Raw genomic sequence first — 25,453 nt, 5'->3', positions numbered from 1 at the left:
ATAATTATAAAGCGGTATAATCACGAATTACCTCTTAAAGCAGGCATAGCCTGCGCTGGCCCGCCGCAGGCGCAAGCGGGAACCACTGCAACGCATGGTTCCCGCTTGCTATCTTTCTTTTTGGAAAGATACTCGTTGACTAAAAAGGAATTTTGTGGGTAGGGAAAGAAATAGAAAAAAATGATAGGTATTACACCTTTCATTATTTATCTAATTAAAGAGATGAATGAAATTCTTTTTTAAATGATATAAAACCGCTTTAACCTTTTAAAAGTTAAAATTTGAAATAATAAGAATTCCCCTACGTTAGACATTTCTATCACAATAATTAAAAACTAAAAAACATGAAAATTTTAAAATTTAGCCTCTTATTATTTATTGCGGCAGCCACATTTACATCCTGTAGTAAAGATGACAATGATGAAGGCGGCACTTCGGACACTTTTATCAAATTTACAGCCGAGGGCACGAATTATAATTTCTCCGATATTATTACGGCTGAAGGCAGCAACATAACCTTTAATGGCAATAACGGGTCTTCACTCATGGATCCAGGTGATATGCAAATTAGTGTATGGGTACCCAAAACGTACGAAGAGGGTACGCATGCAATAACTGATGATTTCGCCGCAGATTATACCATCGCCTTTACTGCGGATGCTTTGGGATACGACTTTGATTTTGCCGAACAGGGTAGCATTGTTATCACCAAAAAAACGGCGGACTATGTGGAAGGTACATTTTCTGCTACGGTCGTATCTGGAGATGACGCCACCAAGAGTATCGCAATCAGCAATGGTTCTTTTAGGGCATTGACAATCCAGGAATAGTTTAATCTAAACCTCGTAAAGAAAAGACTTCCTCGGAGGTCTTTTTTTTATCATCTATATACTGACTCTTTTTATCTTAAAAATCGAGGCCTTTCTTAAAAATCCATTAGATTAGTAATTGTAAAATGGATATAAACGCACCTAGGTAAGTTTATACAATTGTTACCCACAAGCTGGACAAAAAAACGAACTTAATGATAAAACAAACCACTTATATTTTACTTCTGATTTCAATTCTTGCGTGTGGACAGAAAAATGAGCGAAAAGATTCTAAAAAGAAAAATCCAGCAATCACGGATTCTTTGACATCACAAATCAAGGAAATAAACAACCAAGAAAAAGTTGTGGGGTTTTCTGTTGCAATTGTTGATACAACGGGTATTTTATACAACAAAGGATTTGGGTTTTCCGACAAGGAATCCAAAAAAGAATATAATACAAAGACAATCCAATATGTTGCTTCGATTTCCAAGACGTTAATTGGAATTTCACTGTTAAAAGCGCAGGAAATGGGTTATCTTAATCTTGACGACCCAATAAACAATCATTTACCTTTCGAAGTTGTCAATCCCAATTTTCCCGAAACGGAAATTACTATTAGACAGCTGACAATTCATACTTCTTCAATTACCGATTCCGATATTTTTTGGGAAAACGATTATCTGCTTTTGGAGAAAGAACACAATAAAGGAACGGCAATTCCAAAGTATTTTAACGAGCCTAAAAGTAAAATTTCTATTGCCGAGTTTATGAAAGAATTGCTTTCAAAAGATGGGAAACTGAACAACGGCGATAGCTATTCGACAAACAAACCCAACCAAAAATTCGATTATTCAAACATTGGGTCTACACTTTGTGCTGTAATAATTGAAAATGCCACGGGAATGTCATATCAAGAATTCACGGAAAAGTATATTCTTGAACCATTAAAAATGGATTCTTCAGGTTGGACAATAGAAAATATAAACGCAAAAAATCGTTCGACCTTGTATGCAACCAATGAACAAATAATGGCGGATTATACGACAATCGGTTTTCCATCAACTGGACTGATAACTTCGAGTGCTGATTTGGGCAAATTATTGTCTGAGATTATAAATGGCTATTCTGGAAAAGGAAAAATCTTGACAAACAAAAGCTACAAGGAACTTTTTAAAAAACAATTAATCCCCGACCAACTTCCAAAAGGAGTAAATGCCAACGTGGGAATTTTTATGGATTACTCGAAAAGGGGAATCGGCTATAATGGCTATGATGCGGGACTTATGGTATATATGTACTTCAACCCAGATAACTTGAAAGGCAAAATAGTAACCATAAACACGGACACGGATTTTGACGAAGAAGTTAGACCGACTTTGGACAAAATATGGGAATTATTAGGGGAATACGAAACAAAAATAAATTGAAAGCCTGTGGGTAATCGAGTAGACGGCTCCGCCATTGACTGACGGAGTGCGCCTCTCACACCACCGTACGTACGGGTCTCGTATACGGCGGTTCGTAGATTGATGGGTTCAATTTCATTTACCTGTCCTCGTTGCAGAGGGCTATCTCGCGATTCCGTTCCGCATTGGGGACCAATTTACGTTCGGCTCTTCCTTACCCGTGAGACCTCCATTTCTCCAATGGCTCGTTTCCCGTAAGTACTACGGCCTCTGCTGACTTCTCCATGTAGCTACACGTAGCTTTGGAGACCTCCCCAGGTAAGAACATCTTCTTTCCCCCGATCCCTGCCGTATCTACATAGATGCACCTTTGGTGTTCTTGGGGCGTTACAATGATGTGCTTGCTTACCCGTGCATACATGCCTCATATACGGTTCCTGTTCGTCAGTACCGAGTTTTGTAGTCCCGCTTCCTTCAGTCCCAGCTTCGCAACTGGCAACCTTGCGGCTTACTAATGGTTCAAGGCGTCACCCCTGCCCATAAGGGATTTGCACCCTCTAGATTAATACCATATCTTGGATATGATAAAGATGCCCATGCTGGGCACACACAATGTATATAAAAAATAGGCGAAATAGTGCTAAATTCAAGGCTTTTGGCTCGTATCAAAATTTATGCTCATCCGAAAGTTTTGTGCTTCGTAATCGCCTACTTTTCATATACTAAACGATGATGTACAATTCACCTAAAGGTGAACCCAAGTTGCTACATTGTCGCCAAAGGCTCCAATTCCCGCCCCTTGGGAATTGTACATCATCGCAGGGCTATGCCAGTTTGCATAATCCGTAGGATGAGAGAAACCAGGCCATATATCACCTTTAGGTGCCATCGAGGAAAACTGTACATATCAACAGCTATATGCAACCTGTCCACGTTAAACACGTATTTATAAATTTATCCCAACAAGTTGCGTAAATTTAAAATCCGCAACGTGGCTACACATAGACCTGCGTTATGCACTATTCTGAAAAATCAAACCAACTCTTAAATTGTACTAGACCAAATTGGCAATGAACTTAGCACAAAAATTGGGATTCCCGGAAAAAACCAAATTATTGATAATACATGCCGACGATGCTGGACTTTCTCATTCGGAAAACATGGCTACGATTCAATCGCTGGAGAAAGGAATTGTGAACTCATATAGCATAATGGTTCCCTGTCCATGGTTTTATGAAATGGCAGTATTCGCTAAGAACAATCCCCAATTTGATAATGGAATTCACTTAACGCTAACCTGCGAGTGGGAAAATTACAGATTCGGACCTGTGTTACCAATTAAACAAGTACCAAGTTTGGTGGATGAGAATGGCCATTTCTATAAAAAAAGAGAGGAACTTAGGAAAAATGCCTCTTCAGACGATGTTAGAAAGGAGCTTCAGGCACAAATTGAAAAAGCAATCAAATTCGGATTAAAACCTACACACCTTGATTCACACATGTATAGTATTGGAGCAAGTCCAAAGTTTTTCGAAATATATAGAGATTTAGGCAAAAAATATAACCTACCGATAATGATAAGCGGACAGTTGATGGAGATGGTAGGACTAAACCCTGACCACACTATCAAAAATGGAGACCTGATTATTGAAAAAGTACATTTCGGAGTTTTTGAATATTTTGAATCTGGCAAGTTAAGTGATTATTACTCAAAGGTTTTTGAAAATTTAGTAAGTGGTTTAAACATTATTTTAATTCATCCTGCATTTGATGATAATGAAATGAAAGGAATAACCATAAACCATCCCAATTTCGGTTCTGAATGGAGACAAATCGATTTTGACAGCTTTACTAGTCGAGAAAATATTGCTAAACTCGAAGAGTCAGATATCGAATTAATTACTTGGAATGACATAAGAAATGGAGAAAGAACAGTGCATAACAAAGAACTGAGTTAAAAAACAAGTTCTTTTAGTTCAATTTCGATACATAATTCTCATCGTAGGGCAGCCCGGATTTGGCAATCGCAAATGCCTGTTTCAACAACTTGTTCGAAACAGCGATCAATGCAAGTTTCTTGCTTTTCCCCTTGGCGGTTATGCGTTCATAGATTTCCCGGCACCCCTTGTTGTGCTTGCATGCCGAAAAGGCACATAGGAACAACAGATTTCGCAATTTCCTGTTGCCTACCTTACTTATCCTGCTCCTGCCCCTTACACTGCTCCCGGAACGTCGTATGGTCGGGGTAATACCTGCATAGTTGCACAATTGGCCCGCATTCTCGAACTTGGTAAAGCCCTCCGTCAATATGATCAACAACGCGACGGTCCTGTCCTCCAGCCCAGGTATGCTCTTCTAATCGGAAAGCTGTTTTTGCTGGGTCTGCTTGACCAGATTACCTAATTATTAAGCTATCGCTCTATATGGGCGTAAAATTATTGGACATCAACCGTCAAGTTATTTTACAACTTGGATACTTTTTTAAAAATTGATACTATATAATATATTGATTTATAGATAGTTGTATTCTTGGCATAAATATAGGTATAGAAATTCCACCTTGTCTTTATACCAACAAAGCCCTTTTCGTCAATTTCGAAAGAAGTTTGCGGACAGAATAATTCATCAGTAAAAAGGAGAATCATGTTCAAGAACAACTTAAAAATAGCGTTCAGAAATCTGAACAAAAGAAAAGGATTCGCCTTAATCAATATTATCGGTTTATCGCTAGGTGTTTGGTGCAGCTTTATGATCGTGCTTTGGGTCATGGATGAATTTAAACAAGATGCATTTCATGAAAAAGGTACTAAAATCTATCAGTTGTTGCAGAATAATATTGGCCAAAGCGGCGAACTCCAGACAATGGAGAATACCGCATATCCCATTGGTGATGCCCTGGTGAACCAATTTCCTGAATTTGAAGAAATGACCAGATTAGCGGGACCTCATGAGTGGGAGGTGAAAATTTCGGATGAACCGGTTCAGATAGAAATAGCTGCTACTGACCCAGATTTTTTTAATATTTTTTCCTTACCTCTAAAAGAAGGAAATTCTGAAAGCTGCCTCTCTGATTTGAATAGCATAGTCATCTCACAAGAATTGGCTGATAATTATTTTCCGGAAGGCAATACCGTGGGTAAGACCATAGATCTGATCGTTGATGTAAATAAAGTTGCGTTTACCATAACAGGAGTATTTGATAACATTCCTGAACATTCGTCTCTCCAATTCGATGCTGTCCTCCCAATAGATAATTATCTTCCCTTTAATACACATTATGATAGTTGGGGCAATTCTTGGCTCACAACCTATGTATTGCTTAAAGATGATGTTCCGTTGGGCGAGATAAACATAAAAATAGCCGATTTGCCAGAAAAAATGGCCGATGCCGATTGGTTCAATTTATTCCTACAACCTTTCCAAGACCGATACCTCTATTCAAAATTTGAAAACGGGAAGGTTGTTGGGGGCAGAATCGATTACGTGAAATTATTTCTGATCATCGCGGCCTTTACCTTGCTTATAGCTTGCTTCAATTTTATCAACCTTACAACGGCTTGGTCGGCGAGAAGGTCCAAAGAGGTGGGAATAAAAAAAGTAATGGGAGCGAACAAAGGTTCATTATCCGTTCAATTTTTTATGGAATCAGTGGTGCTAGTTTTGACAGCGGTCATAGTGGCAGTAGTTTTATCTAAGATTTCGATGCCGATGTTCAATGAAATTGCCTCAAAGAATATTTCTATTGACTTTTCGGATCCATTACTTTATACGACATTATTCGCTCTTGTTTTAATTACAGCGGCATTTTCAGGAATTTATCCCGCATTATTTCTATCATCTTTTAATCCAGTTAAGGCCTTAAAAGGAAAAATTAAAGGCAGTCTAGGTCAGGCTGCTTTGAGAAAAGGGTTGGTAATAACGCAATTCTTTCTTTGTATGGTTATGGTTGTTGGTACGTTTGTGGTCTACCTGCAACTAAAATATATCCAGAATAAGAATCTTGGTCTTGACAAGGAGAATGTGATTTATATGCCTATGGATACCGAAACCTACAAACATGCACAGTCACTTAAAGCAGAATTGGCAAAATACCCAGGTATTATGGAGGTAAGTGCATCCAATGCGGAATTCATAGATAACATGGGAAGAACGGGAGACCCGGTATGGGAAGGCAAAAACCCCGAGACGAGTCCCGGGTTTGCAATTATTGATGTGGATTACAATTTTTTGGAGATGATGCGGATAAACTTAGTCAAAGGCAGGTATTTTTCACCAGCCTTTTCAACGGACAGCCTTAATTACATTATCAATGAGGCAGCAGCAAAAGTTATGGAACTTGAAAATCCGGTTGGAAAAGCATTAAGTTTTTGGGGAGATGAAGGCGGAAAAATTATTGGGGTTGCCAAGGATTTTCATTTTGCTTCTTTGCACAATACCATCGACCCGATGATAATAAGGTGCAGGCCATCAGGAACTGAGTTTTTCTATATAAAAACGGAAGCTAACAAAACAAAGGAGGTTATTGCGAATCTAGAACAATTGCACACGCAATTCAGCAGCTTGCCCTTTAGATATCATTTTTTGAATGAAACTCTTGAAAAAGTCTATGATGACGAACAAAAGGTCGAAAAGCTGGGTGGTATTTTCGCCACGTTGGCCATATTAATTTCCTGTCTTGGATTATTCGGGCTGGCTGCTTTTACCGTCAACCAACGAAGCAAAGAAATAGCAATGCGAAAGGTTCTGGGAGCGTCGGTGACCGGGCTGTTCAACATGATGTCAAAGGATTTTGTCAAGCTTATATTGATCGCGCTTTTAATCGCAACGCCAGTCTCTTGGTATGGTTTGGACGATTGGATTCAAGGTTTTGCCTTCCATATCGACATTAGTTGGTGGATGTTCATCATCTCCGGTCTTATGGTTTTGTGGATTGCCCTAATGACGGTTAGTTATCACACTTTAAAGGTAGCAAGGACCAACCCTGTAAAGAGTTTGCGTACGGAATAATAATCAATCAAAAAACGAGAATCATGTTAAAGAACCATTTAAAAATCGCTTGGAGGACCATCTTAAAAAATAGGGGATTATTTTCAATAAACATTATTGGACTTTCCTTAGGAATAGGAGCTTGCCTCACCATTGCACTTTATGTTATAGATGAGCTCTCGTATGACCGCTTTCATGAAAAATCGGACCAAATAGCACGGGTTGTACTAAATGGCAAAATGGGAGATGAAATTATCAAGGAATCGGGCGTTATGCCCCCTGTAGGGCAAACACTTACTCAAGAAGTACCGGAAGTATTGGCCTCTACCCGTATTTTTAAGTTGGCCGATAGGGCCAAGGTCGTTTATGAAGGGAAAACTTTGCGAAAAGGCAAAATGGCCTTAGTGGATCCAAATTTCTTTGAAGTATTTACATTTCCTCTGCTTAAAGGCGATGCCAAAACGGTACTGAGCAAGCCTAACTCGGTAGTCCTGACCCAAGAGCAGGCAAAAGCCTATTTTGGTAACGAAGACCCTTTGAACAAGACAATTGATATTAAAGACATCGGAATCTACAGCGATTCTGGTTACGTTGATAACAGTGGACTCTACACAGTATCGGGAATAATTGCAGAGATGCCCGCAAATTCCCATTTCCATTTTGACCTGGTTGCATCAATGCTTGGAAACAAGGATGCCTCTAATCAAAGTTGGCTTAGTGGTAGCTACCGCACCTATTTAGTATTGGCTAAGGGCGCCAATATTTCCCAAGTGGAATCAAAATTACCCACCATTACGGAAAAATACATGGGTTCGCAGTTGGAAACCGCTATGGGTATGAGTTTTCAGAAATTCTTTGAGAGTGGCAATAAAATAGGGCTTTATCTGCAACCTCTTACCAAAATTCATCTTTATTCTGATGTCTCCCAAGAGTATGAAGAAGGAGGCGATATTGATACGGTGTATATGTTCGCCGCCATAGCCATTTTTATGTTGTTGATCGCTTGTATCAATTTTATGAACCTATCCACCGCCGGGGCTTCCAAAAGAGTTAAGGAAATTGGCATGCGAAAGGTCTTGGGCTCTGAAAAGCGTCAATTGATTTTTCAATTTCTGACGGAATCTTTTGTTGCTACGCTGCTTGCAATGACGGTTGCAGTCCTGTTATTTGCGATTTCACTCCCCTATTTCAATCAATTGGCAAATAAGGCTTTTACTTTTGGTCAAATAGTAACTCCACAATTCGTAGTTGCTATAGGTATATTAACGATGGCAATCACTCTGTTGTCCGGGGGCTATCCCGCATTCTTCATGTCGGGCTTCAGGCCGATTCAAGCGTTGAAAAATAAGTTTACCACAGTCAGCAGCAAGGGTATTCGTAGTGGTTTGGTCGTTTTTCAATTCGCTATTTCGGCTTCCTTGATCATCGCCTCATTAGTGGTGAGCCAACAGATGAATTACATTCAAAATAAGGATGTGGGATATAATCGTGAAGGTTTATTGGTTATCCGGGATGCCGGACTATTGGGCAACAATTTTGATGCCTTTAAAGAAGAATTAAAAAATGACCCTAAGGTCATAAATAGTACGACATCGGCATTTGTGCCAGCAGGGCCTACCAATCAGAGTAGGGTTTTAATCTCTTCGGGGAATGAAAGTTCCCAAAAATTAAGGGTTAGGGCCTTCTATGTAGATGAGGAATATATTCCGACCCTAGGAATGGATATTGTGGAAGGCCGGAATTTTTCCAAGGAATTTGGGAACGAAGAAGACAAAATTCTTATCAACCAAACGGCGGTAAAAACGTTTGGACTTAAGGGAAATCCTGTGGGGCAAACGCTAGTCGAATCCACAAATAATGAAGGTGCTACCAAAACATTGTGGATTATTGGTGTGGTGAAAGATTTTAACGCTCGTTCATTACATGAACCAATAGAACCTATGTTGATGAAATACGATCCGTATTACGGACTCATTGTTCGGGCAAAGAATTCCGATATGAAAAACCTGATTGCAAGTTTGGAAAGTAAATGGAACTCTTATGGTTCGGGTGAATCTTTTGGATATGCATTCTTGGATGAGCTCTATAATGAAACCTACCTTAAGGAACAGAATATGAACGCCATCCTTCGAATTTTTGCTTTTCTGACCATATTTGTGGCCTGTCTGGGATTGTTTGGACTTGTGACCTTTACTGCCCAACAGCGTTTCAAGGAAATAGGAATCCGGAAGGTATTGGGTTCTTCAGTACCACAAATTGTGGGCATGCTCGCCAAGGATTTTATAAAGCTGGTCATAGTGGCCATGGTCATTGCATTTCCTGTGGGATATTATTTAATGAACAAATGGCTCCAAGATTTCACCTATAGAATTGAGGTTGAATGGTGGGTCTTTGCACTTGCGGCACTGATTACCGTATGCATTGCCTTTGTCACTATAAGTTTCAGAAGTATTAAAGCTGCCTTAATGAATCCCGTAAAAAGTTTACGAACTGAATAGAGTCATTCAAAAACGAGAACTATGTTTAAAAATTATTTGAAAATCGCTTGGAGAAATCTCATAAAGAACAAACTGAGTTCTTCTATAAACATCATTGGGCTTTCAATAGGGATCAGTGCCTGCATGGCTATTTTGATTTTTGTGAGGTACGAATCAACCTTTGACTCACATCATTCAAAAGCGGATAGGATATACAGAGTGGTGCAACAAAACAAGTTGCCCGACCAAACTTTATACTGGAACATTACTCCTTACCCATTGGCGGAAGCTTTACGGAACGATTTCGCGGAAATAGAGTCTGTTACCCAAACGCAGGGTCCTATAAGCGAAGAATTTAGTATTGATGAGGGTGCTGAAACCAAGCGATTTGAAGAGCCACAGGTTTTATATGTAGACCCATACTATCCAAAAACGTTCGATTTTGAATGGATTGCAGGAAATCCTGATACAGCACTTGATGAGATGAATTCCATAGTCGTAACAGAACATATAGCTAAAAAATTCTTTGGGGAAATAGTCAGTGATCACTATTCTGTTTTAGGTAAAACAATATTACTAAAGGGCACCGAAGCGCTTACGGTCACGGGAGTAATCAAAGATGTGCCGGGAAATTCGAACCAACATTTTAACATATTGATCCCGTATGAATTTTTTAGAGCAAAGAACCAGGATTTTACATCAAACTGGTCAGGCAATCATCAGGGAACCACATTCGTGGTACTACCCAACGACGATTTGGTAAAACCCCTAGAAACCAAAATTGCCACTTGGAAGAAAAAATATTTGAAACCTGAAGAGGACAAACGTATTTCTTATCTTTTTCAACCTATCACCAAGATACATAATGAAACACGCTATGGAAGTAATATTGGCGGCTATACCATGCCATCCAATATACTTTACACCCTTTCAATAGTAGGGTTGTTTATTCTTATAATCGCTATCGTGAACTTTGTCAATTTATTGACTGCACAGTCAACTTCCCGGTCAAAAGAGGTAGGTATACGAAAAGTCCTGGGAAGCAAACGAATAGAATTGGTGTTACAGTTCATGTTTGAAAATGGGATGGTAATTCTTTGGACTTTGGCGATTTCTATTCTAATGCTTCATATGTTGTTGGTTGAACTCAACAATAGTTTGTCGATGCTGGATTTACGACTTTCGTTAGGGATAGATCATATCGGCCTTATTTTGTTTATCGGCTTTGCAACCATTTTATTGGCAGCTTTTTATCCGGCCCTAGTACTGTCCGCATTCAATCCAATAAAGGCACTGACAGACAGGATTCAACCCACTAAAAAGGGAGCGCTAACCTCGCGTAAAACCTTGGTGACATTTCAATTTGTAATTGTTCAGCTTTTTGTAATTGCAGCAATTGTTGTGGCATTACAGATGGATTATTTCAAAAACGAACCTTTGGGGTTCTCTTCTGATGCAGTTGTTATGACTCCGGTACCTAATCCTGAAAAACTGGATGTTTTTAGACAATCACTTCTACAGAACAGTAACATTTACGATGTTACCATTGCTTCTGGCCCTCCAATGGCGGTCAACGGCCTCCAATTGGGAACAAGTTTCCGTCTCCCGGAACAATCTGAAGAAGAAGCCTTGGATGCAGAAATTAAAGTTGGTGACCCACATTATCTAGAACTTTATAAGTTGCAATTGCTGGCAGGAAGAAGCTTTATCGAGAACAAAGAAGCTTTTGACGAATTTATCGTTAACGAAACCTTGCTGAATTCCTTTGGCTGGAACCCACAAGAAGCAATTGGTAAAAAAATCCGAACAAACGAAGGGGTGGCAACTATTGTCGGTGTGGTCAAGGATTTTCACAACAATTCTTTGCAAATAGAAATATCCCCATGCATTATTATGAACTGGTCGTTTTTTCGTAACCAAGCTTTTATAAAAATCAACAAGAACAGTTCGAGTGCCATTGCCGAGATAAAGAACGTTTGGGAGAATACGTTTCCCAACTCTATTTACAGCTTCAATTTTGTGGATGATTCCATCAAAAAAGAATATGTTATTGAACAATTAATTTTCAGGAGTTTTACCATACTGTCTTTGCTGGCTATAAGTATTGGTTGCATGGGCCTTTTCGGCCTGATGTCCTTTATGATTGTCCGTAAGAAAAAGGAGATCGGTATTAGAAAGGTACTTGGAGCCAATATGGTACAGATACTTTCTTACTTCACAAAGGACTTTTTAGTACTTATACTGGTGGCATTTGTTATCGCAGCGCCTTTTGTGTATTATTTTGGCCATTTATGGCTTGAAAATTTTGCGTATCGCACACAAATATCAGTTTGGGTTTTTCTGAGCGGTGGTTTATTGACAGTAATGATCGCAATAATAACCTGTAGTTTTCAACTAATGCGGATTGCAAGCACCAAACCCGTAAAAAGTTTGAGGACGGAATAATCAATACTCTTGTACTCGGTACAATCTTATTCAAACTACTTTAAGTAGCCCAAAATGAAATCTTTTGGAGACAACTATTATATTAAAATCAGCGTCTCTACCGAGGTCAAGTTGGCTAAAAATTAAGGTGTAACCATACTTAGCCAAACAAAAGGACTACGTCCTTTAAACATACATAAACGACAACTAAGAAAAACCTACAATTGGGTTAGATTAAGCTTGTTCATTTCAAGTTAGTCCTGATTTTAAAAGTTCAGCATAGAATATAAAATCATTCAGCTTTTGAAATTTTATATTTTGGGTTTTCATGATCCGTCAAATCCAGAATTATGTTGTAAACTCCTTTCTTAACTTTGATATTATCCCCATCCAAAATCAATATCTTGTTATCATATTCTCCCAGATTCAAAGTCCAATCATTGTTGAAACGAAATTTGAATTCACCGTCATTTAGTTTCAAATTTGAAATTGCCCAAATCCCATTTTCACTTATTTTCGTAAGTTCAATGTCCTTTCCTTCCCAACCATTCACACTTGCACTTCCGACAATGCCCCAATTAGGATTTATTTTCTTTGCCTTAATTGTCCGCCCTTGGTTATCTATTAGTAAAGTGTCAATTTGATTTTGCCCGTTCTCCTCAAAATGGATATAGCCGTTTATCTCCTGAACATAGAATGAATTTTCATTTTCTGGATACAATATACTTTTGGGTTGTCCATTAGGCTGTGCCACTAGTTTATTGTTATCAAGACTTACATAAATAATAAAATCGTCATTGACTCGGTATGTTCCCTTATATTTTTGAAGCGTCTTACTTTTAACCCCACTCTCCATTGGAATTTTATACGGTTGATTATATAAAACATTCAGGATACCGTTAGTAATATTTTTCAAATCTTCTTCGCAATTAGACAATAGTACAATACAAATATCGTCTTCAGGTAACTGTAAAAAGTTGCTTCTAAAACCTGCACCCGCTCCACTATGCCCAACCGATTTTTTGTCAAACATAGTGTCGATAACCCAACCATAGCCGTAATTGTTTTTAAAAGGGGTATACGCTTTGCTCAATGTACCTTCTTTCAATACCTTATTTTGCTTCATTCCCTGATAGAACTTATATAGATCTTCGACTGTTGAATATAAACCTCCCGCCGCAAAAGGCGCTGGCGGGTCATAGATTATAGATTCAATTTGTTTCCTATCGGTAAGCACCTTATAACCAACAGCCTTGTTTTCATTCGTCAGACCCTTAAAGGCGAATCCGCTTTGTCGCATATCCAATGGGTCAAGTATGTATTTAGCAACTGCTTGCTCATAGGGCATACCTGTTACCCTTTGAATTATGTAGCCAAGAAAATAATAACCCGAATTGGAGTAACTCCATGCTGTTCCAACAGGAAAATCCAAAGGTTTCGTTCTTTCAAATTCCACAAAGGATTCCTCGGTTTGGTCTGGCATATCATTTCCCTTGGTGTAGTCATAAATGCCAGAAGTGTGGGTCAAAAGATTTTCGATTGAAATATCATCTCCATTTGGAAAATCAGGATAAAATTTCGAAAGCTTGTCCGATAATGATAGTCTATTTTCTTCTACCAATCTTAATATCACCGTTGATGTAAAGGCTTTTGTAATAGAATATGTTTGAAAAATGCTTTTTGAAGTATTGTGAATTTCCTTGTTCGCATCTTGATATCCACACCCTTTGTTCAAAAGGATATCCCCGTTTTTTGAAACCAATACGGAGCCATTGAACAGGCCCTGTTTTTCATAGAAGTTAAAAAGTTCAACTAGTTTTTCCGAATCGCTATCTTGACTTAAAGCACAACTGGCCATGACTAAGGAAAAGACAAGCGTTATTGCTCGTTTTACTGTTTTCATAGATTTGAATTTATTTTAGCCTGCCCTTTGGCAGTTCTGCATTTCAAAAGTCTAAAAACAGTCTCTTTAAATAAGGTTTTGTCTTATGCCAATCCTATGACATTTTTATGCCTTTTATAACTAAAGGATATTTGGCACAAAGGTTAGAATTTCCTCTTTTTTGTTTAATTGACTTGCAGTAATTAAAATGAGGAAAACATTAGCGGCCACCAAAAGAAAGTAAGTCGAAACCAGTATGGAGATTATTTGAGGTTTAACGAGGTCAAAAATCAAGTGTGATAAAAGTGGCATCAATACCAGTAATAAAATGGTGAAGAACGACCACAGAATTTGAAAACTTAAAATCTTTTTCATGTTGCCGTCTCCTTTACTCTTTGCTTTGAGAAAGAGAATCAAAGGCAGAATAAAATTGCTGAATGGAATTACAACAACGGCAAGGGAAGCTAAATTCATCCTCTTTGCACCAATACTTCTTTTATCAAGATTGGGACTTTGGGATTTAAGTGACGGGGTATCTTCCAACAACAATTTCCAATCATTGATTTCAAGGGCTTTTGCCAATTCTTTTAGGGTATGGGGGCTTCCCTTGGAGAGACCTTTTTCAATTCTTTGAATCGTTCTAATTGAAACATTGGAGTTGCTTGCTAGTTCTTCCTGTGTAAAGCCCTTGACATTTCTAAACTCCTTTAATTTAGCCTCGTTCTTCAAAATTTGTTGCTGGTCTATTTTTAATTTTTTATAAAAATCGGGGATTACATAATCTCCTCAATTTCGTTCCTTAAAAATATGATTTTTTATTGTAGTCCAGCCGGCCAAGTAAAATATCGCTATTCAACAGCTAAGGTAGGACTTTCATAAATTTGAAAACTACCAAACAAGAGTATTCCTAAATTTGACCACACACTACTCAATTTTAACCACGGACAATAAAAACAATAGCAAAATGGATACCTTATATTGCGAATTAATGAAATTGCTATTTCCTATTGACCACTTATCCTTCATCGTTATTATGTAATTCCAGACTATCTATTTTATTCCTGAAAGCTTATCGAGTAAGTAATTTCGAACATCTGCTCCTCCTAAACTTGGATTTCGGTTGGTTAGAATGATGACCGTATACTCATCATCGATAATATCAAATCCAGAAGCTACTCCAATTTTTTGACCATACAGAAAAAATCCTCCTGTATGACCATAAATTTTGCTGCCATGTAAATCCTTTAGCTTAAAGCCATAACCGTAGTCGGCCTCAGACTGTTTTTGTATCATCATATCAAAAATCCTTTTTTCAACAAGTTTTCGATTTCTAAGAGCCTCACTAAATTTCCACAAATCATCAGCAGTTGTTGAACCCCCTCCATCGGACAGTCCAATTTTTGTATGGGTCATTTGGAATTTATCGAGGATATTCCTTTGTACATAGTCACTATAGGTAGTTCCTGTAATTTTTTCCATTATCTTACCTAGAAGTATATACCCCGAATTACTATAGCTGAACTTTTTACCAACAGGACTTACGAACGTATCATTCTTTACTACGGAGTAGATATAGTCCAAGTCATTCTCCTTATCGTCGTTACCAACTCCCAGTTCATCAAAATAATCTCCCAAACCACTGGTATGTGAAAGCAAATGCTTGATTTTTACACTATCATTGATTGCCTTATTTTCAATATCATCTAAATATTTGCTTGCCAAATCATTCAAATCAAGTTTTCCTTTGGATTCAAGTTGCATGATTGAAATAGCCGTGAACATTTTGCCAAGGGATGCCAAGCCTATTTGACTATCAAGGGAATGTTTTTCTATCGAATCCAAGTCAACATATCCATAGGCTTCATGCAATAGGATTTCATTGTTTTTTCCAATTAGTACGACACCATGTAAACTATCTTTCGCAGCTTTTTTCTCTAGGTAATTTCCTATTTCTACGATTTTAGAGTCTTCTTTATTTTCTACAATTTTATTTGCTTTATCTTGACAACTTGTGAATAAGGAAGTAATCATTACAAATAGGTATAGGTATTTCATTTTCGTTTCAATTACAGTTAGTTATTATTTTTTTTAAAAGCAAATCCAACAGATCAATTTCGGATTGACTTAAACCTTTGAGAGCTGTATTTCTATTTTCTTCAATTATCGGAAAGAGTTTTGTAATTATATTTTCTCCCTTTTTAGAGACAATCAATTCCTTTCGTCTCCTATCCTCTTGGTTTTCATTTCTGGTCAAGTAATCATTCTTTACCATAAGTTCAATCATTCTTGTAATCGAGGCATAATCTTTAAACAACATTTCTGCCATTTCAACTTGTGTTAAATCAGGGCCGTTCTTCAAAAGAATGAGAAGGAGCACTTGGTCTATTGTTATATTTCTTTCAACCTTGCGAATGTTTGCTTGGGCCATTTTTCTATATGATTTGATTGCTTTTTCTATAGAATAAATGACTATATCAGTTGGCGCTTTTAGATTCATAAGTATTTTTATTTGATGTACATATATTTGATATATCAAAAATATAAAATATTACATACTTTTGTATATTATTTTCTCCTTTTATAAAAGATTGTTTGGACAGAGTGGGGGAACATGACAATGCGCGATTTCTAAAATTTCATCACTTACAGGACTACCAATAAATAATTACTGGAACTAATGTCTAAATCTACAGATAAAAGCATTTTTTCTAGCCAAATCCAACAACTCCTTTTTGGAGAAAAAAATGGCACGTCCTATTTGAAAATCGGGCACAATTTTTTTCTTCTTCCAACTGATCAATGCGGTCACGGAGATACCCAAGAATTTGGCCACTTCCTGTTGGGTGAGCCTATCGTTCTCAGGATTGATAGACGACTCATTTATTAATTCCGTTTTTCAAAGTTCTTCCAAAACCATTTTTACGGTTCATTTAAAGTTTTCCTTCGCACGTGTTTATAAAATACATTTCCCATATAATGTATTTGGTACAGATTAAGAACTGGATAATCAATTTGGCATAATTTGGAAAAAGCGGGAACTAATTCAATGCATGGTTCCCGCTTGCTATCTTTCTTTTTCATCAAATTATAGTGAAGACCGAAATTCCTTTTTTAAATGATATAAAACCGCTTTAACCTTTTAAAAGTTAAAATTTGAAATAATAAGAATTCCCCTACGTTAGACATTTCTATCACAATAATTAAAAACTAAAAAACATGAAAATTTTAAAATTTAGCCTCTTATTATTTATTGCGGCAGCCACATTTATATCCTGTAGTAAAGATGACAATGATGAAGGCGGCACTTCGGACACTTTTATCAAATTTACAGCCGAGGGCACGAATTATAATTTCTCCGATATTATTACGGCTGAAGGCAGCAACATAACTTTTAATGGCAATAACGGGTCTTCACTCATGGATCCAGGTGATATGCAAATTAGTGTATGGGTACCCAAAACGTACGAAGAGGGTACGCATGCAATAACTGATGATTTCGCCGCAGATTATACCATCGCCTTTACTGCGGATGCTTTGGGATACGACTTTGATTTTGCCGAGGAGGGTAGCATCGTTATCACCCAAAAAACAGCTGAGTATGTGGAAGGTACATTTTCGGCTACGGTCATATCTGGAGATGACGCTACCAAGAGTATCGTAATCAGCAATGGTTCCTTTAGGGCATTGACAATCCAGGAATAGTTTAATCTAAACCTTGTAAAGAAAAGACTTCCTCGGAGGTCTTTTTTTTTATCATCTATTTTCTGACTTTTTTTAGCATCAAAATCGAGGCCTTGCTTAAAAAGCCATTAGATTAGTCTTTCTAAAATAGTAATATATTTACCTAGGTAAGTTACACAATTGTTGCCAGTAATACGAAAAAACTAACCCATATGAATTGTGCTTTATGTCAAAAAAGAGAAGCTAATAAGAAAAATACACATTATTTATCTGATGGTGTAATAAGAAAATGTCTAAATATTGGTGGAACGAATGAAAGAGAGCGCGGATATTATTTTGACATATCAAATGGCAATCCTTTTGTTGAGTTTAATTTTCAGAGAATAGACGAAGTAAATTTAGAAAGAGCATTAGGCAGAGCACCAACAGAGGAGGAACTTGAAAACGCTCGACAAATACCATTTTCTGTAGATTACGTTTTTTGCAGTGTATGTGAAAAATCATTTACGGAATTTGAATCACAATTTTCTAATGATATTATTCCAAAATTACGGAATGCGGACCTTTCTGGAGTTAGTCATCTAACTTTCGAAGAGGCTTCATTAATAAGAATGTTTTTCTACATACAAATTTGGAGAAATTCAATTTGTGAAGAGATATTTAAATTAAATCCAGAAGTACAAGAAGAACTACGTCTAATAATTTTAAACGGACAAACAGAAAACATCAATCACTTTCCTTTAGCCATTACATATTTGGAAACTTTAGGAGGAGATATAGCTTTTACTGAAAATTATGTTGGTTCGACAAGTGACAGAAATCCGAATATCATTTTTATGAATGATTTTGTTGTTCAGTTTTTTGAAGATAGTGATTCTATAAATTACAAAGAGTTTTACGGATTAAATGATAAAGCCGATTTTGCTCAATGTGTGAATTTGGAAGAGGAAGTTTTTACACTAAAAATTCTTTCGAATGTCAATAGAAAAGAATTATTAAACAATATAATTACAACAGAAAAAGTAAAACAGTCATTGAGCTTTTTAGAAAAATCTTTTGAACTAATATGGCAGAGAATGTTTTACGGATTTCCACCAATCCAAATAAAACGAGAATATATCCAAGGACTTGTTGGAAATGATGATTCAACAGTATTAAAATATTCTCAAAAACAGATTGCGGAATACACCGAAAATTTCATTTGGAATAGAATTAGAAAATAAAGTACTACTGGCAACATTTTATAAAAATAATAGCGGTTTAATCGCTAAAACGAAAGTGAGTAAATATAAAAAAAGGCCTGTGTTTAACTAAAAAGTTAGTTGGTGAAAATCCGCTACTATTCTTATACGAGACCGATGATGTACAAATCACCTAAAGGTGAACCCACGTTGCTACATTGTCGCCAAAGGCTCCAATTACCGCCCCATGGGCATCACGGCCCAACGCCCCGCTAAACCAAATTGCCAATGCGGTCGGGACCGGAAACCTACGCCCCCACAATCGAAAACACCAAAAACCCGACCCAACTGCACCTTAAGGCAATTTGGCAACTTTCCTATTGTCTTTCAAATTATTTGTGAATAAATTCACATAATTCAAAACCCAGAACGTCACTGCATTTAGGAGGACGTTGTGCATAAGTTGAAAAACGAAAATGAAAGATAATAAACCAATAGAAAAACAAGCGGAAAATTACTTGAAATCTCAACTTTCGAAATTTGAATTTAATTATCAAGAACCTTCTTATGATAAAAACGGAAGCGACCTAACTTTAATAGAAAATTTAAAAGCAAAGAAAACAAGGTTACTTAACATTCAGTCTAAAGGTAGAACGATAACTAAACAATCAACAAATGTAAAAATTCCAAAAGAATATGTAAATGAAAGATTCATACTATTCATTTATACTGTGGATGAATATAAAACGGAAAATCTTTTTATATTTTTTCCAAATGAAATTGTAAAATGGACTTTAAATACTAAAAATGAATACACCTTGTCTTTTAACATTGCCAAAACAAAAGAAAGTTATTTTACTGATAAAGTATTCAATAGTTCAAAATCTCAAGAATTAAGAACTGTTTTAACTCGCTCTGAAATAAAAAACTATACAACAATTCTAATTGATGGAATATTTTTAGAAAAAGCAATTAAATGCACTATCAATACATATTCTAAAATATGGCCAGGAAAGGACTTCATTAAACCAGATATTAAAACAGTTGTAAAAAACATTTTAGATAGTTACGATAGATTTAAGACAAAATCAAAAACTATAAACTGTCTTTTAATAACAAGTGAACACTTTTCGCTAGAAGAACACATAAATTTTGATTGTAAATTAAATTTTAAAACCCAAAAGGATAATTTAGTAAATATTTTTGTGACTAAATCAGGAGAAATAGTTTCATTTGATATTCTTGAACAGATGGAAAGATTAATCAATAACGATAATATAATTTTAGTTGCAGATGATGTAACGTACGAAAACAAATTGAAAGAATATAAAGACGTTGGCGTTGAAGTAATTGTAGTTCAATTTAATGAAGCTCAAGAAAGAAAAATATATTCAGATTTCAAATGGGGAGATGTAATGTATCCATTGGGATTTTCTATTGGATTGGAAAAATGGGAAATATAAAACCTATGCACGACATCGGCTATAGCAAATCTCACATGACATTGTCTTCCAAACAGCTTTACCCGGGCATCGAGCCAAAACGATGTCATAACATAAGCTAAAAGCAATTTGGTACGGCAATTTATACTCCCAATACCGCTACGGCAACATTGTGGCCTACTTGGCAAACAACACCCCAAGACAAAGCGGAAGAACCCTTCTTGCGGTATTGTTATCCGATTTCGCTATATTTCCGTAGAAATCACCGAACTGCGTTTAGCAGGCCATTATGATGTCGAATACGCCTGCGGCGTACTTTTGTCGCATTGCTGGCGCAATCTCCGCACCAAAAGCTAGTCGACATCATCGCCGCGCTATGCCAGATTACATTGGCCGTAGGATAAGGGACATCCTTGCCAGGGCCGCCGCTACGGCTCAACTACTCGACATATTAGGACGCTATATGTTCCCGATAGCTATCGTGGATGGTCGACAAATTTTATTCCCAATAAGGTGAAAACCACGATAGAAGGCCATTGCATGGCCTTATCGACAAAAGATGATACGGTTAACAATATCCGAAACCTGCCAGATAACCGCACCATCGTTACAGGTTTTCACTATATTTCCATAAAATTCGCCGGACTGGACATAGCGCGGCGTTGGTGGCAATGCGAACAGGACACCTAAAAACGAAAAAACAGTGAACAAAACGGAAAGGAGAATAGCCTTCATTGGAGGTATACATGGAGTTGGTAAAAGTACAATTTGCCAACATATTTGCCGTGTACTGAATATGAAATACTTGTCAGCTAGTGAACTTTTAAAATGGGAAGACATAAGTGATGATGCTAAAAACAAAAAAGTCAAAGACATTCATTTCACTCAAAACCGATTAATTGCAGGATTGACTAATGCCATCCAAAAAGAACAATATTATTTGCTAGACGGACATTTTTGTTTGTTAAATGAAAAAGCTGAGGTCGAAAAGATTTCAATGGATGTTTTTAAGCAGATAAATCCTAAAGCGCTTGGTCTCATTTTAGGAGATATTACAGAGATTAAAACAAGACTTGCCTTGAGAGATAATAAAAACTATGATTTTGAACTTTTAGAACAACTACAAAACAGTGAATTGGATTATGCAAAGGAGATATCGGTAGCGCTAAAGATTCCCTTATATATTGAAAAAAGTAATGTTGCTATGAATTTATCCAATCACTTAAGTAAAATTTACAATCAAAATGGATAATTCATTCTTCATATATACCGATAAGAAAAACACTATTCTCATAGAGAGGTTTCATATGTGTTCTTGGGAATTTAGCAATGATAGTTCATTGGTTGAGTTTGGTTTTGAAATAAATAAAGAATCAATTGTGGAGGATATAATGACAATACGGTTATATATCCCATGGGTGTCAAAGAAATGTGAGACAAATGATTTGTACGAAAAACTTAGTAATGCTGAAAACAGCAGATTTATTTTTAATGACTCAATAAACAATACTAAATACTTAAAAAACAGCACAAATAAACTTGGCGTAATTCATACTTTTAGTGGGAGAAATGAGCTTTGCGTCCTTCCTGTAACATTAGAAATAAATGATGATAAAACCGTTTCTGTTTCTTTAAATCTTAAAAATTATAGAGAGTATCAACAAGTTGAAAAACCAAACATTTACTTTAGGTTTTGGATTAAACCAGATTCACCTTTTATCTCAATGAGAAAAAAAGGCATAAGTAAATCAACGATTATTTATGATATAAAAATAAACGAACGTAGAAATCTTCCTTCTAACAAAATTGATTATTTCAGTGACAAGTTCTTTTGTAAAATACGATATTGCTTTTCATTTAATATATTGCCAAACAAGTATGACATAGTTTTTTTTGATAATGGCTCATTAAAAAATGTAAGAACTTTGGAATATGAATCATTTAACAAATACTTAGGCGACAAACGAGTAAAAAAAGATGAACTTATTGTGGTCTTTAACAAGAAAGAAGTAGATGAATTTGACAAAAAGAAGACGGCTGAATCTTTTTCATTCTTTTCTATTTATACAATGGAAAGAATTGGACCAGGACAATTTGCTTTAGCTATACTAATCAACATTGTTTGTGGTGTGCTGTTATTCATCCCTGCATATAGAAAAACATTTGTCCCTGAAGTTTCACTTTTACAAGTTTGGGCTGTTTTACCTTCTGAGATTTTTATTGCATTGGGAATTGCTGTGGTTACTCTAATATATTTCACTTTACCCTTGATTATTTCCCAATTGGAAAAGGGCTGGTTGTGGGTATTAACTAAAATTGGATACGAAAAATGAGATGTATTTTTTGTAAGAATGACAGCACCAACTCTAAATCAGTAGAGCATATTATACCTGAAAGTTTGGGAAACAAAAATAACATACTACCGAAAGGAGTGGTTTGTGATAATTGTAATTCCTATTTCGGAAGTAAAATCGAAAAAACAGTTTTAGAGATGCCCTATTTTAAATCTTTAAGGGGCAGGATAATGATTGAAAACAAAAAAGGAAAAATACCTCCTGTTAGTGGGTTCACTAAGAATAAAGATATTATCGAAATCAACTTTTCATCTAAAAGCGATAAATTAATTGAAGTAATCTATAATGATGAAAACACTTTAGATTCTATACTTAACAGTAAGGAACTTTATGTACCATTTATCCCGGAACCACCACAGAATAATGTTTACGTGTCCAAATTCCTTGGTTTAATTGCCCTTGAAGCCTTGGCTCAACGAGTTTCCTCAATTGAAAATTGGCAAGAGGACTTTGTACAGAATAATGGTTTAGATGAGCTTAGAAATTTCGCAAGATTTGGCAAAGGATATGCAATATGGCCATATCACATCAGAAGAATTGACAGTGAAAATCAAGTCGAGTATTGTGATGATTCGAATAAATTCATGGAAAAATTAAATGAATATGATTTTTTAATACCTGGCACATCATTATTAGGCAACGAAATGTATCAAGTGGACAATCTATACTTTATTTTAGGTATTATGGGAATTGAATATACTATTAATCTAACAAATGCCGGATTAAAGGGATATATTACTTGGCTTTCCGAAAATAACAATAGATCCATTTTACAAATGGAAAAGTCCGAATTTCATAATAACATTAACCTGTGAAAGCCCTTTTGGACACAAATATTATTATTCATAGAGAAGCATCAAGAGTTATAAATCAAGATGTAGGTATTTTATATCGTTGGCTTGAAAGAGCTAAATATACAAAATGCGTCCATACGTTAACTGTATCAGAAATTGAAAAGTATAAAAATCAACAAATGGTTGATACTTTTCAAATCAAATTGGATAGCTATGAACGAATAGAAATTCCTTCACCATTACAGCCTGAATTAAAAGCTGTTTCAGAAAAAATCGATGTAAATGAAAATGATTTAATTGACACCCAACTGTTAAATGAAGTATTTGTTGGCAGAGTAGATATACTCATAACAGAGGATAAAAAAATTCGCAAGAAGGCGATTGAATTGGGCATATCAGACAAGGTATTTACAATAGATTCATTTCTTGAAAAAACCTTTGCAGAGCATCCAGATTTAGTGAATTACAAAGTTCTAAATGTTCAAAAATTAAAATTTGGCAGGATAAATCTTGAAGATGATTTTTTTTCAAGTCTCAAGGAAGATTATATAGGTTTTGACAAATGGTTTATTAAAAAATATGATGAGGAAGCATATATTACTGTAAACTCTAATAATGGATTACTGCTATCATTTTTATATCTAAAGGTCGAGGATCAGGATGAAAAGTATTTAGATGTCAGTCCTTCCTTTAATCCAAAAAAGAGATTGAAAGTTGGAACCTTTAAGGTCATCAATAATGGATTTCGCTTAGGAGAGCGATTTATGAAAATAATTTTTGACAACGCATTAAAAAACGAAGTTGAGGAAATATATGTTACAATTTATGACAAGAGGGATGAACAGCGAAGATTAATTGACCTATTTGAACAATGGGGTTTTGTTTTGTGGGGTAATAAAAATGAGGAACTTGTTTATGTTAGAGATTTTAGTAGGAAATTTGACAAGAATAATTTAAAACTTACTTATCCTTTTATCTCTAAAAGCCAGGACTGCTTTATCGTGCCAATTTATCCTGATTATCATACAGAATTATTACCAGATTCAATTCTCAATACGGAATCCCCAAAAGATTTCATTGAGGATTTTCCACATCGAAACGCCATTAATAAAGTTTATGTTTCGAGAGCCTTAACTCCTCACCCGAAAGTAGGTAACAACATTATATTCTATATGACCGGTGGGTATTATAAAAGTGTTGTTTCAACTATTGGGGTTGTTCAAGAAATAAAATATGATTTTTCAAATGAAACCGAATTTATTTTGTATTGCAGAAAAAGTAGTGTCTTTCCTGAAGATCAATTGCGGGCAATATGGAAGTACTCCAAAACTAAACCGTTTGTGGTAAGGTTTTTATTTGTTTATTCTTTCCCACATAGAATAAATATGAAAGAACTAATCGACTTACAAGTTTTAAGTGGAATTAATGATGCTCCAAGGGGATTTAAACCAATTAATAAAGAACAATTTAATGTCATTTTAAAAGCAACAAAAAGTGATGAGAGTTTTATTATCGATTAAACCAGAGTTTGCTTTCAAAATATTTGATGGCGAAAAAAAATATGAGTTTCGCAAGGTCATTTTCAAAAAACCGAATATAAAGACAGTTGTTGTTTACGCTTCTTCACCAGTTCAAAGGGTTATCGGAGAATTTGAAATTGATGACATTCTTAGCTCTGACCCAGGCGACATTTGGAGTCAAACCAAAAAATATTCGGGTATTTCAGAGGATTTTTTCTACGAATACTTTTCAGACAGAGAAATTGCGCACGCTATAAAAATTAAGAAAACAAAAAGATACAAACATCCATTACTCTTGCAAGACAATTATAATGTTGTTCCGCCACAGTCTTATGTGTATTTGTAGGACAAACCAAAAAAATCAAAAGAGGACAGCAATCATCATTGTATAAGAGCAATAGCGGGTGAAATAATAAATGGAAATTCTGTGCATTTAATAAATTTTTGTAGTGGCAGACAGGGAATTATCTTGAAATCCGCTACTGCTCTTATAC

Annotated in this window: 22 protein-coding genes and 1 pseudogene; 15 read left to right on the top strand and 8 right to left on the bottom strand. The window is 36.1% G+C overall.

All coding sequences use genetic code 11. The features are described from left to right. The first annotated feature begins 344 nt into the window (after positions 1-344). Together BFP75_RS11860 and BFP75_RS11855 are read left to right on the top strand one after the other, a co-directional pair. Positions 345-830: a hypothetical protein gene (locus BFP75_RS11860; RefSeq protein ID WP_099545594.1), complete on the top strand. Its 486-nt coding sequence runs from the start codon at positions 345-347 to the stop codon at positions 828-830. A 194-nt stretch (positions 831-1,024) separates the two neighbouring features. Continuing rightward, positions 1,025-2,239: a serine hydrolase domain-containing protein gene (locus BFP75_RS11855; protein WP_099545593.1), complete on the top strand. Its 1,215-nt coding sequence runs from the start codon at positions 1,025-1,027 to the stop codon at positions 2,237-2,239. A gap of 193 nt (positions 2,240-2,432) precedes the next feature. On the opposite strand, the gene BFP75_RS21500 is transcribed toward BFP75_RS11855, so the two are convergent. Together BFP75_RS21500 and BFP75_RS21845 are read right to left on the bottom strand one after the other, a co-directional pair. Beyond that, positions 2,433-2,639: a hypothetical protein gene (locus BFP75_RS21500; RefSeq protein WP_123803429.1), complete on the bottom strand. Its 207-nt coding sequence runs from the start codon at positions 2,637-2,639 to the stop codon at positions 2,433-2,435. A 324-nt stretch (positions 2,640-2,963) separates the two neighbouring features. Continuing rightward, the gene (locus BFP75_RS21845; RefSeq protein WP_165776591.1) at positions 2,964-3,107 is read right to left on the bottom strand and encodes a hypothetical protein; all 144 of its coding nucleotides are present in this window, start codon (positions 3,105-3,107) and stop codon (positions 2,964-2,966) included. A gap of 181 nt (positions 3,108-3,288) precedes the next feature. Here BFP75_RS21845 and BFP75_RS11850 point away from each other — a divergent pair, with 181 nt between their 5' ends. Beyond that, positions 3,289-4,176 carry a polysaccharide deacetylase family protein gene (locus BFP75_RS11850; RefSeq protein WP_099545592.1) on the top strand — a complete coding sequence of 296 codons (888 nt, stop codon included), beginning with the start codon at positions 3,289-3,291 and terminating at the stop codon, positions 4,174-4,176. Positions 4,177-4,189: 13 nt separating this feature from the next. Here BFP75_RS11850 and BFP75_RS11845 read toward each other — a convergent pair. Then, a pseudogene (locus BFP75_RS11845) lies at positions 4,190-4,615 on the bottom strand (transposase); the annotation flags it as partial. A gap of 246 nt (positions 4,616-4,861) precedes the next feature. Here BFP75_RS11845 and BFP75_RS11835 point away from each other — a divergent pair. The 3 genes from BFP75_RS11835 to BFP75_RS11825 are packed head-to-tail and all read left to right on the top strand — an operon-like array spanning position 4,862 to position 12,126. Continuing rightward, complete coding sequence (locus BFP75_RS11835; RefSeq protein WP_099545590.1) at positions 4,862-7,225, top strand: ABC transporter permease; 2,364 nt, start codon at positions 4,862-4,864, stop codon at positions 7,223-7,225. 23 nt (positions 7,226-7,248) lie between these two features. Further along, the gene (locus BFP75_RS11830) at positions 7,249-9,702 is read left to right on the top strand and encodes an ABC transporter permease (RefSeq protein ID WP_099545589.1); all 2,454 of its coding nucleotides are present in this window, start codon (positions 7,249-7,251) and stop codon (positions 9,700-9,702) included. A 21-nt stretch (positions 9,703-9,723) separates the two neighbouring features. Beyond that, the gene (locus BFP75_RS11825) at positions 9,724-12,126 is read left to right on the top strand and encodes an ABC transporter permease (protein WP_099545588.1); all 2,403 of its coding nucleotides are present in this window, start codon (positions 9,724-9,726) and stop codon (positions 12,124-12,126) included. 271 nt (positions 12,127-12,397) lie between these two features. On the opposite strand, the gene BFP75_RS11820 is transcribed toward BFP75_RS11825, so the two are convergent. The 5 genes from BFP75_RS11820 to BFP75_RS11800 form a co-directional block, all read right to left on the bottom strand. Further along, complete coding sequence (locus tag BFP75_RS11820; RefSeq protein ID WP_099545587.1) at positions 12,398-14,008, bottom strand: serine hydrolase; 1,611 nt, start codon at positions 14,006-14,008, stop codon at positions 12,398-12,400. Positions 14,009-14,128: 120 nt separating this feature from the next. After that, on the bottom strand, positions 14,129-14,716 hold the full coding sequence (locus tag BFP75_RS11815; protein WP_099545586.1) for a helix-turn-helix domain-containing protein: 588 nt from the start codon (positions 14,714-14,716) through the stop codon (positions 14,129-14,131). A 321-nt stretch (positions 14,717-15,037) separates the two neighbouring features. Then, a complete protein-coding gene (locus BFP75_RS11810; RefSeq protein WP_099545585.1) occupies positions 15,038-16,042 on the bottom strand; it encodes a serine hydrolase domain-containing protein in 1,005 nt (334 codons plus the stop codon). 7 nt (positions 16,043-16,049) lie between these two features. Continuing rightward, positions 16,050-16,484: a MarR family winged helix-turn-helix transcriptional regulator gene (locus BFP75_RS11805; RefSeq protein WP_123803428.1), complete on the bottom strand. Its 435-nt coding sequence runs from the start codon at positions 16,482-16,484 to the stop codon at positions 16,050-16,052. Positions 16,485-16,661: 177 nt separating this feature from the next. Beyond that, the gene (locus BFP75_RS11800; protein WP_240531772.1) at positions 16,662-16,820 is read right to left on the bottom strand and encodes a helix-turn-helix domain-containing protein; all 159 of its coding nucleotides are present in this window, start codon (positions 16,818-16,820) and stop codon (positions 16,662-16,664) included. Positions 16,821-17,203: 383 nt separating this feature from the next. Between BFP75_RS11800 and BFP75_RS11795 the strand changes: the two genes are divergently transcribed. The 9 genes from BFP75_RS11795 (at position 17,204) to BFP75_RS11760 (ending at position 25,305) form a co-directional block, all read left to right on the top strand. Then, positions 17,204-17,689, top strand: coding sequence for a hypothetical protein (locus BFP75_RS11795; protein WP_099545583.1), 486 nt, complete (start codon positions 17,204-17,206; stop codon positions 17,687-17,689). Positions 17,690-17,880: 191 nt separating this feature from the next. After that, complete coding sequence (locus BFP75_RS11790) at positions 17,881-18,891, top strand: hypothetical protein (protein WP_099545582.1); 1,011 nt, start codon at positions 17,881-17,883, stop codon at positions 18,889-18,891. Positions 18,892-19,325: 434 nt separating this feature from the next. Continuing rightward, complete coding sequence (locus BFP75_RS11785; protein WP_099545581.1) at positions 19,326-20,312, top strand: hypothetical protein; 987 nt, start codon at positions 19,326-19,328, stop codon at positions 20,310-20,312. Positions 20,313-20,804: 492 nt separating this feature from the next. Then, on the top strand, positions 20,805-20,981 hold the full coding sequence (locus BFP75_RS21840) for a hypothetical protein (RefSeq protein WP_165776590.1): 177 nt from the start codon (positions 20,805-20,807) through the stop codon (positions 20,979-20,981). A 13-nt stretch (positions 20,982-20,994) separates the two neighbouring features. Next, positions 20,995-21,543, top strand: a complete 549-nt coding sequence (locus BFP75_RS11780; RefSeq protein ID WP_099545580.1) for an ATP-binding protein — start codon at positions 20,995-20,997, stop codon at positions 21,541-21,543. Further along, positions 21,536-22,624: a hypothetical protein gene (locus BFP75_RS11775; protein WP_099545579.1), complete on the top strand. Its 1,089-nt coding sequence runs from the start codon at positions 21,536-21,538 to the stop codon at positions 22,622-22,624. The genes BFP75_RS11780 and BFP75_RS11775 overlap by 8 nt, the downstream gene beginning before the upstream one ends. Next, positions 22,621-23,460: an HNH endonuclease gene (locus BFP75_RS11770; RefSeq protein ID WP_099545578.1), complete on the top strand. Its 840-nt coding sequence runs from the start codon at positions 22,621-22,623 to the stop codon at positions 23,458-23,460. Before BFP75_RS11775 ends, BFP75_RS11770 begins: the two co-directional genes overlap by 4 nt. Further along, the gene (locus BFP75_RS11765) at positions 23,457-24,959 is read left to right on the top strand and encodes a hypothetical protein (RefSeq protein ID WP_099545577.1); all 1,503 of its coding nucleotides are present in this window, start codon (positions 23,457-23,459) and stop codon (positions 24,957-24,959) included. The genes BFP75_RS11770 and BFP75_RS11765 overlap by 4 nt, the downstream gene beginning before the upstream one ends. Further along, positions 24,937-25,305, top strand: a complete 369-nt coding sequence (locus tag BFP75_RS11760) for a hypothetical protein (protein WP_099545576.1) — start codon at positions 24,937-24,939, stop codon at positions 25,303-25,305. The genes BFP75_RS11765 and BFP75_RS11760 overlap by 23 nt, the downstream gene beginning before the upstream one ends. Positions 25,306-25,453 lie beyond the last annotated feature (148 nt).

Origin of the sequence: Maribacter sp. 4G9 (assembly GCF_002742265.1) — a bacterium.
Classification (GTDB): Bacteria; Bacteroidota; Bacteroidia; order Flavobacteriales; family Flavobacteriaceae; genus Maribacter.
The sequence above is the reverse complement of the archived record's forward strand: the minus strand, read 5'-3'. Positions and strand labels throughout refer to the sequence as shown.

Bases quoted from the DNA above. Each gene is read 5' to 3' on its own strand.
- BFP75_RS11860 (WP_099545594.1), top strand. From the start codon at position 345: ATGAAAATTTTAAAATTTAGCCTCTTATTATTTATTGCGGCAGCCACA.
- BFP75_RS11855 (WP_099545593.1), top strand. From the start codon at position 1,025: ATGATAAAACAAACCACTTATATTTTACTTCTGATTTCAATTCTTGCG.
- BFP75_RS21500 (WP_123803429.1), bottom strand. From the start codon at position 2,639: ATGTATGCACGGGTAAGCAAGCACATCATTGTAACGCCCCAAGAACAC.
- BFP75_RS21845 (WP_165776591.1), bottom strand. From the start codon at position 3,107: ATGGCACCTAAAGGTGATATATGGCCTGGTTTCTCTCATCCTACGGAT.
- BFP75_RS11850 (WP_099545592.1), top strand. From the start codon at position 3,289: ATGAACTTAGCACAAAAATTGGGATTCCCGGAAAAAACCAAATTATTG.
- BFP75_RS11835 (WP_099545590.1), top strand. From the start codon at position 4,862: ATGTTCAAGAACAACTTAAAAATAGCGTTCAGAAATCTGAACAAAAGA.
- BFP75_RS11830 (WP_099545589.1), top strand. From the start codon at position 7,249: ATGTTAAAGAACCATTTAAAAATCGCTTGGAGGACCATCTTAAAAAAT.
- BFP75_RS11825 (WP_099545588.1), top strand. From the start codon at position 9,724: ATGTTTAAAAATTATTTGAAAATCGCTTGGAGAAATCTCATAAAGAAC.
- BFP75_RS11820 (WP_099545587.1), bottom strand. From the start codon at position 14,008: ATGAAAACAGTAAAACGAGCAATAACGCTTGTCTTTTCCTTAGTCATG.
- BFP75_RS11810 (WP_099545585.1), bottom strand. From the start codon at position 16,042: ATGAAATACCTATACCTATTTGTAATGATTACTTCCTTATTCACAAGT.
- BFP75_RS11805 (WP_123803428.1), bottom strand. From the start codon at position 16,484: ATGAATCTAAAAGCGCCAACTGATATAGTCATTTATTCTATAGAAAAA.
- BFP75_RS11795 (WP_099545583.1), top strand. From the start codon at position 17,204: ATGAAAATTTTAAAATTTAGCCTCTTATTATTTATTGCGGCAGCCACA.
- BFP75_RS11790 (WP_099545582.1), top strand. From the start codon at position 17,881: ATGAATTGTGCTTTATGTCAAAAAAGAGAAGCTAATAAGAAAAATACA.
- BFP75_RS11785 (WP_099545581.1), top strand. From the start codon at position 19,326: ATGAAAGATAATAAACCAATAGAAAAACAAGCGGAAAATTACTTGAAA.
- BFP75_RS11775 (WP_099545579.1), top strand. From the start codon at position 21,536: ATGGATAATTCATTCTTCATATATACCGATAAGAAAAACACTATTCTC.
- BFP75_RS11770 (WP_099545578.1), top strand. From the start codon at position 22,621: ATGAGATGTATTTTTTGTAAGAATGACAGCACCAACTCTAAATCAGTA.
- BFP75_RS11760 (WP_099545576.1), top strand. From the start codon at position 24,937: ATGAGAGTTTTATTATCGATTAAACCAGAGTTTGCTTTCAAAATATTT.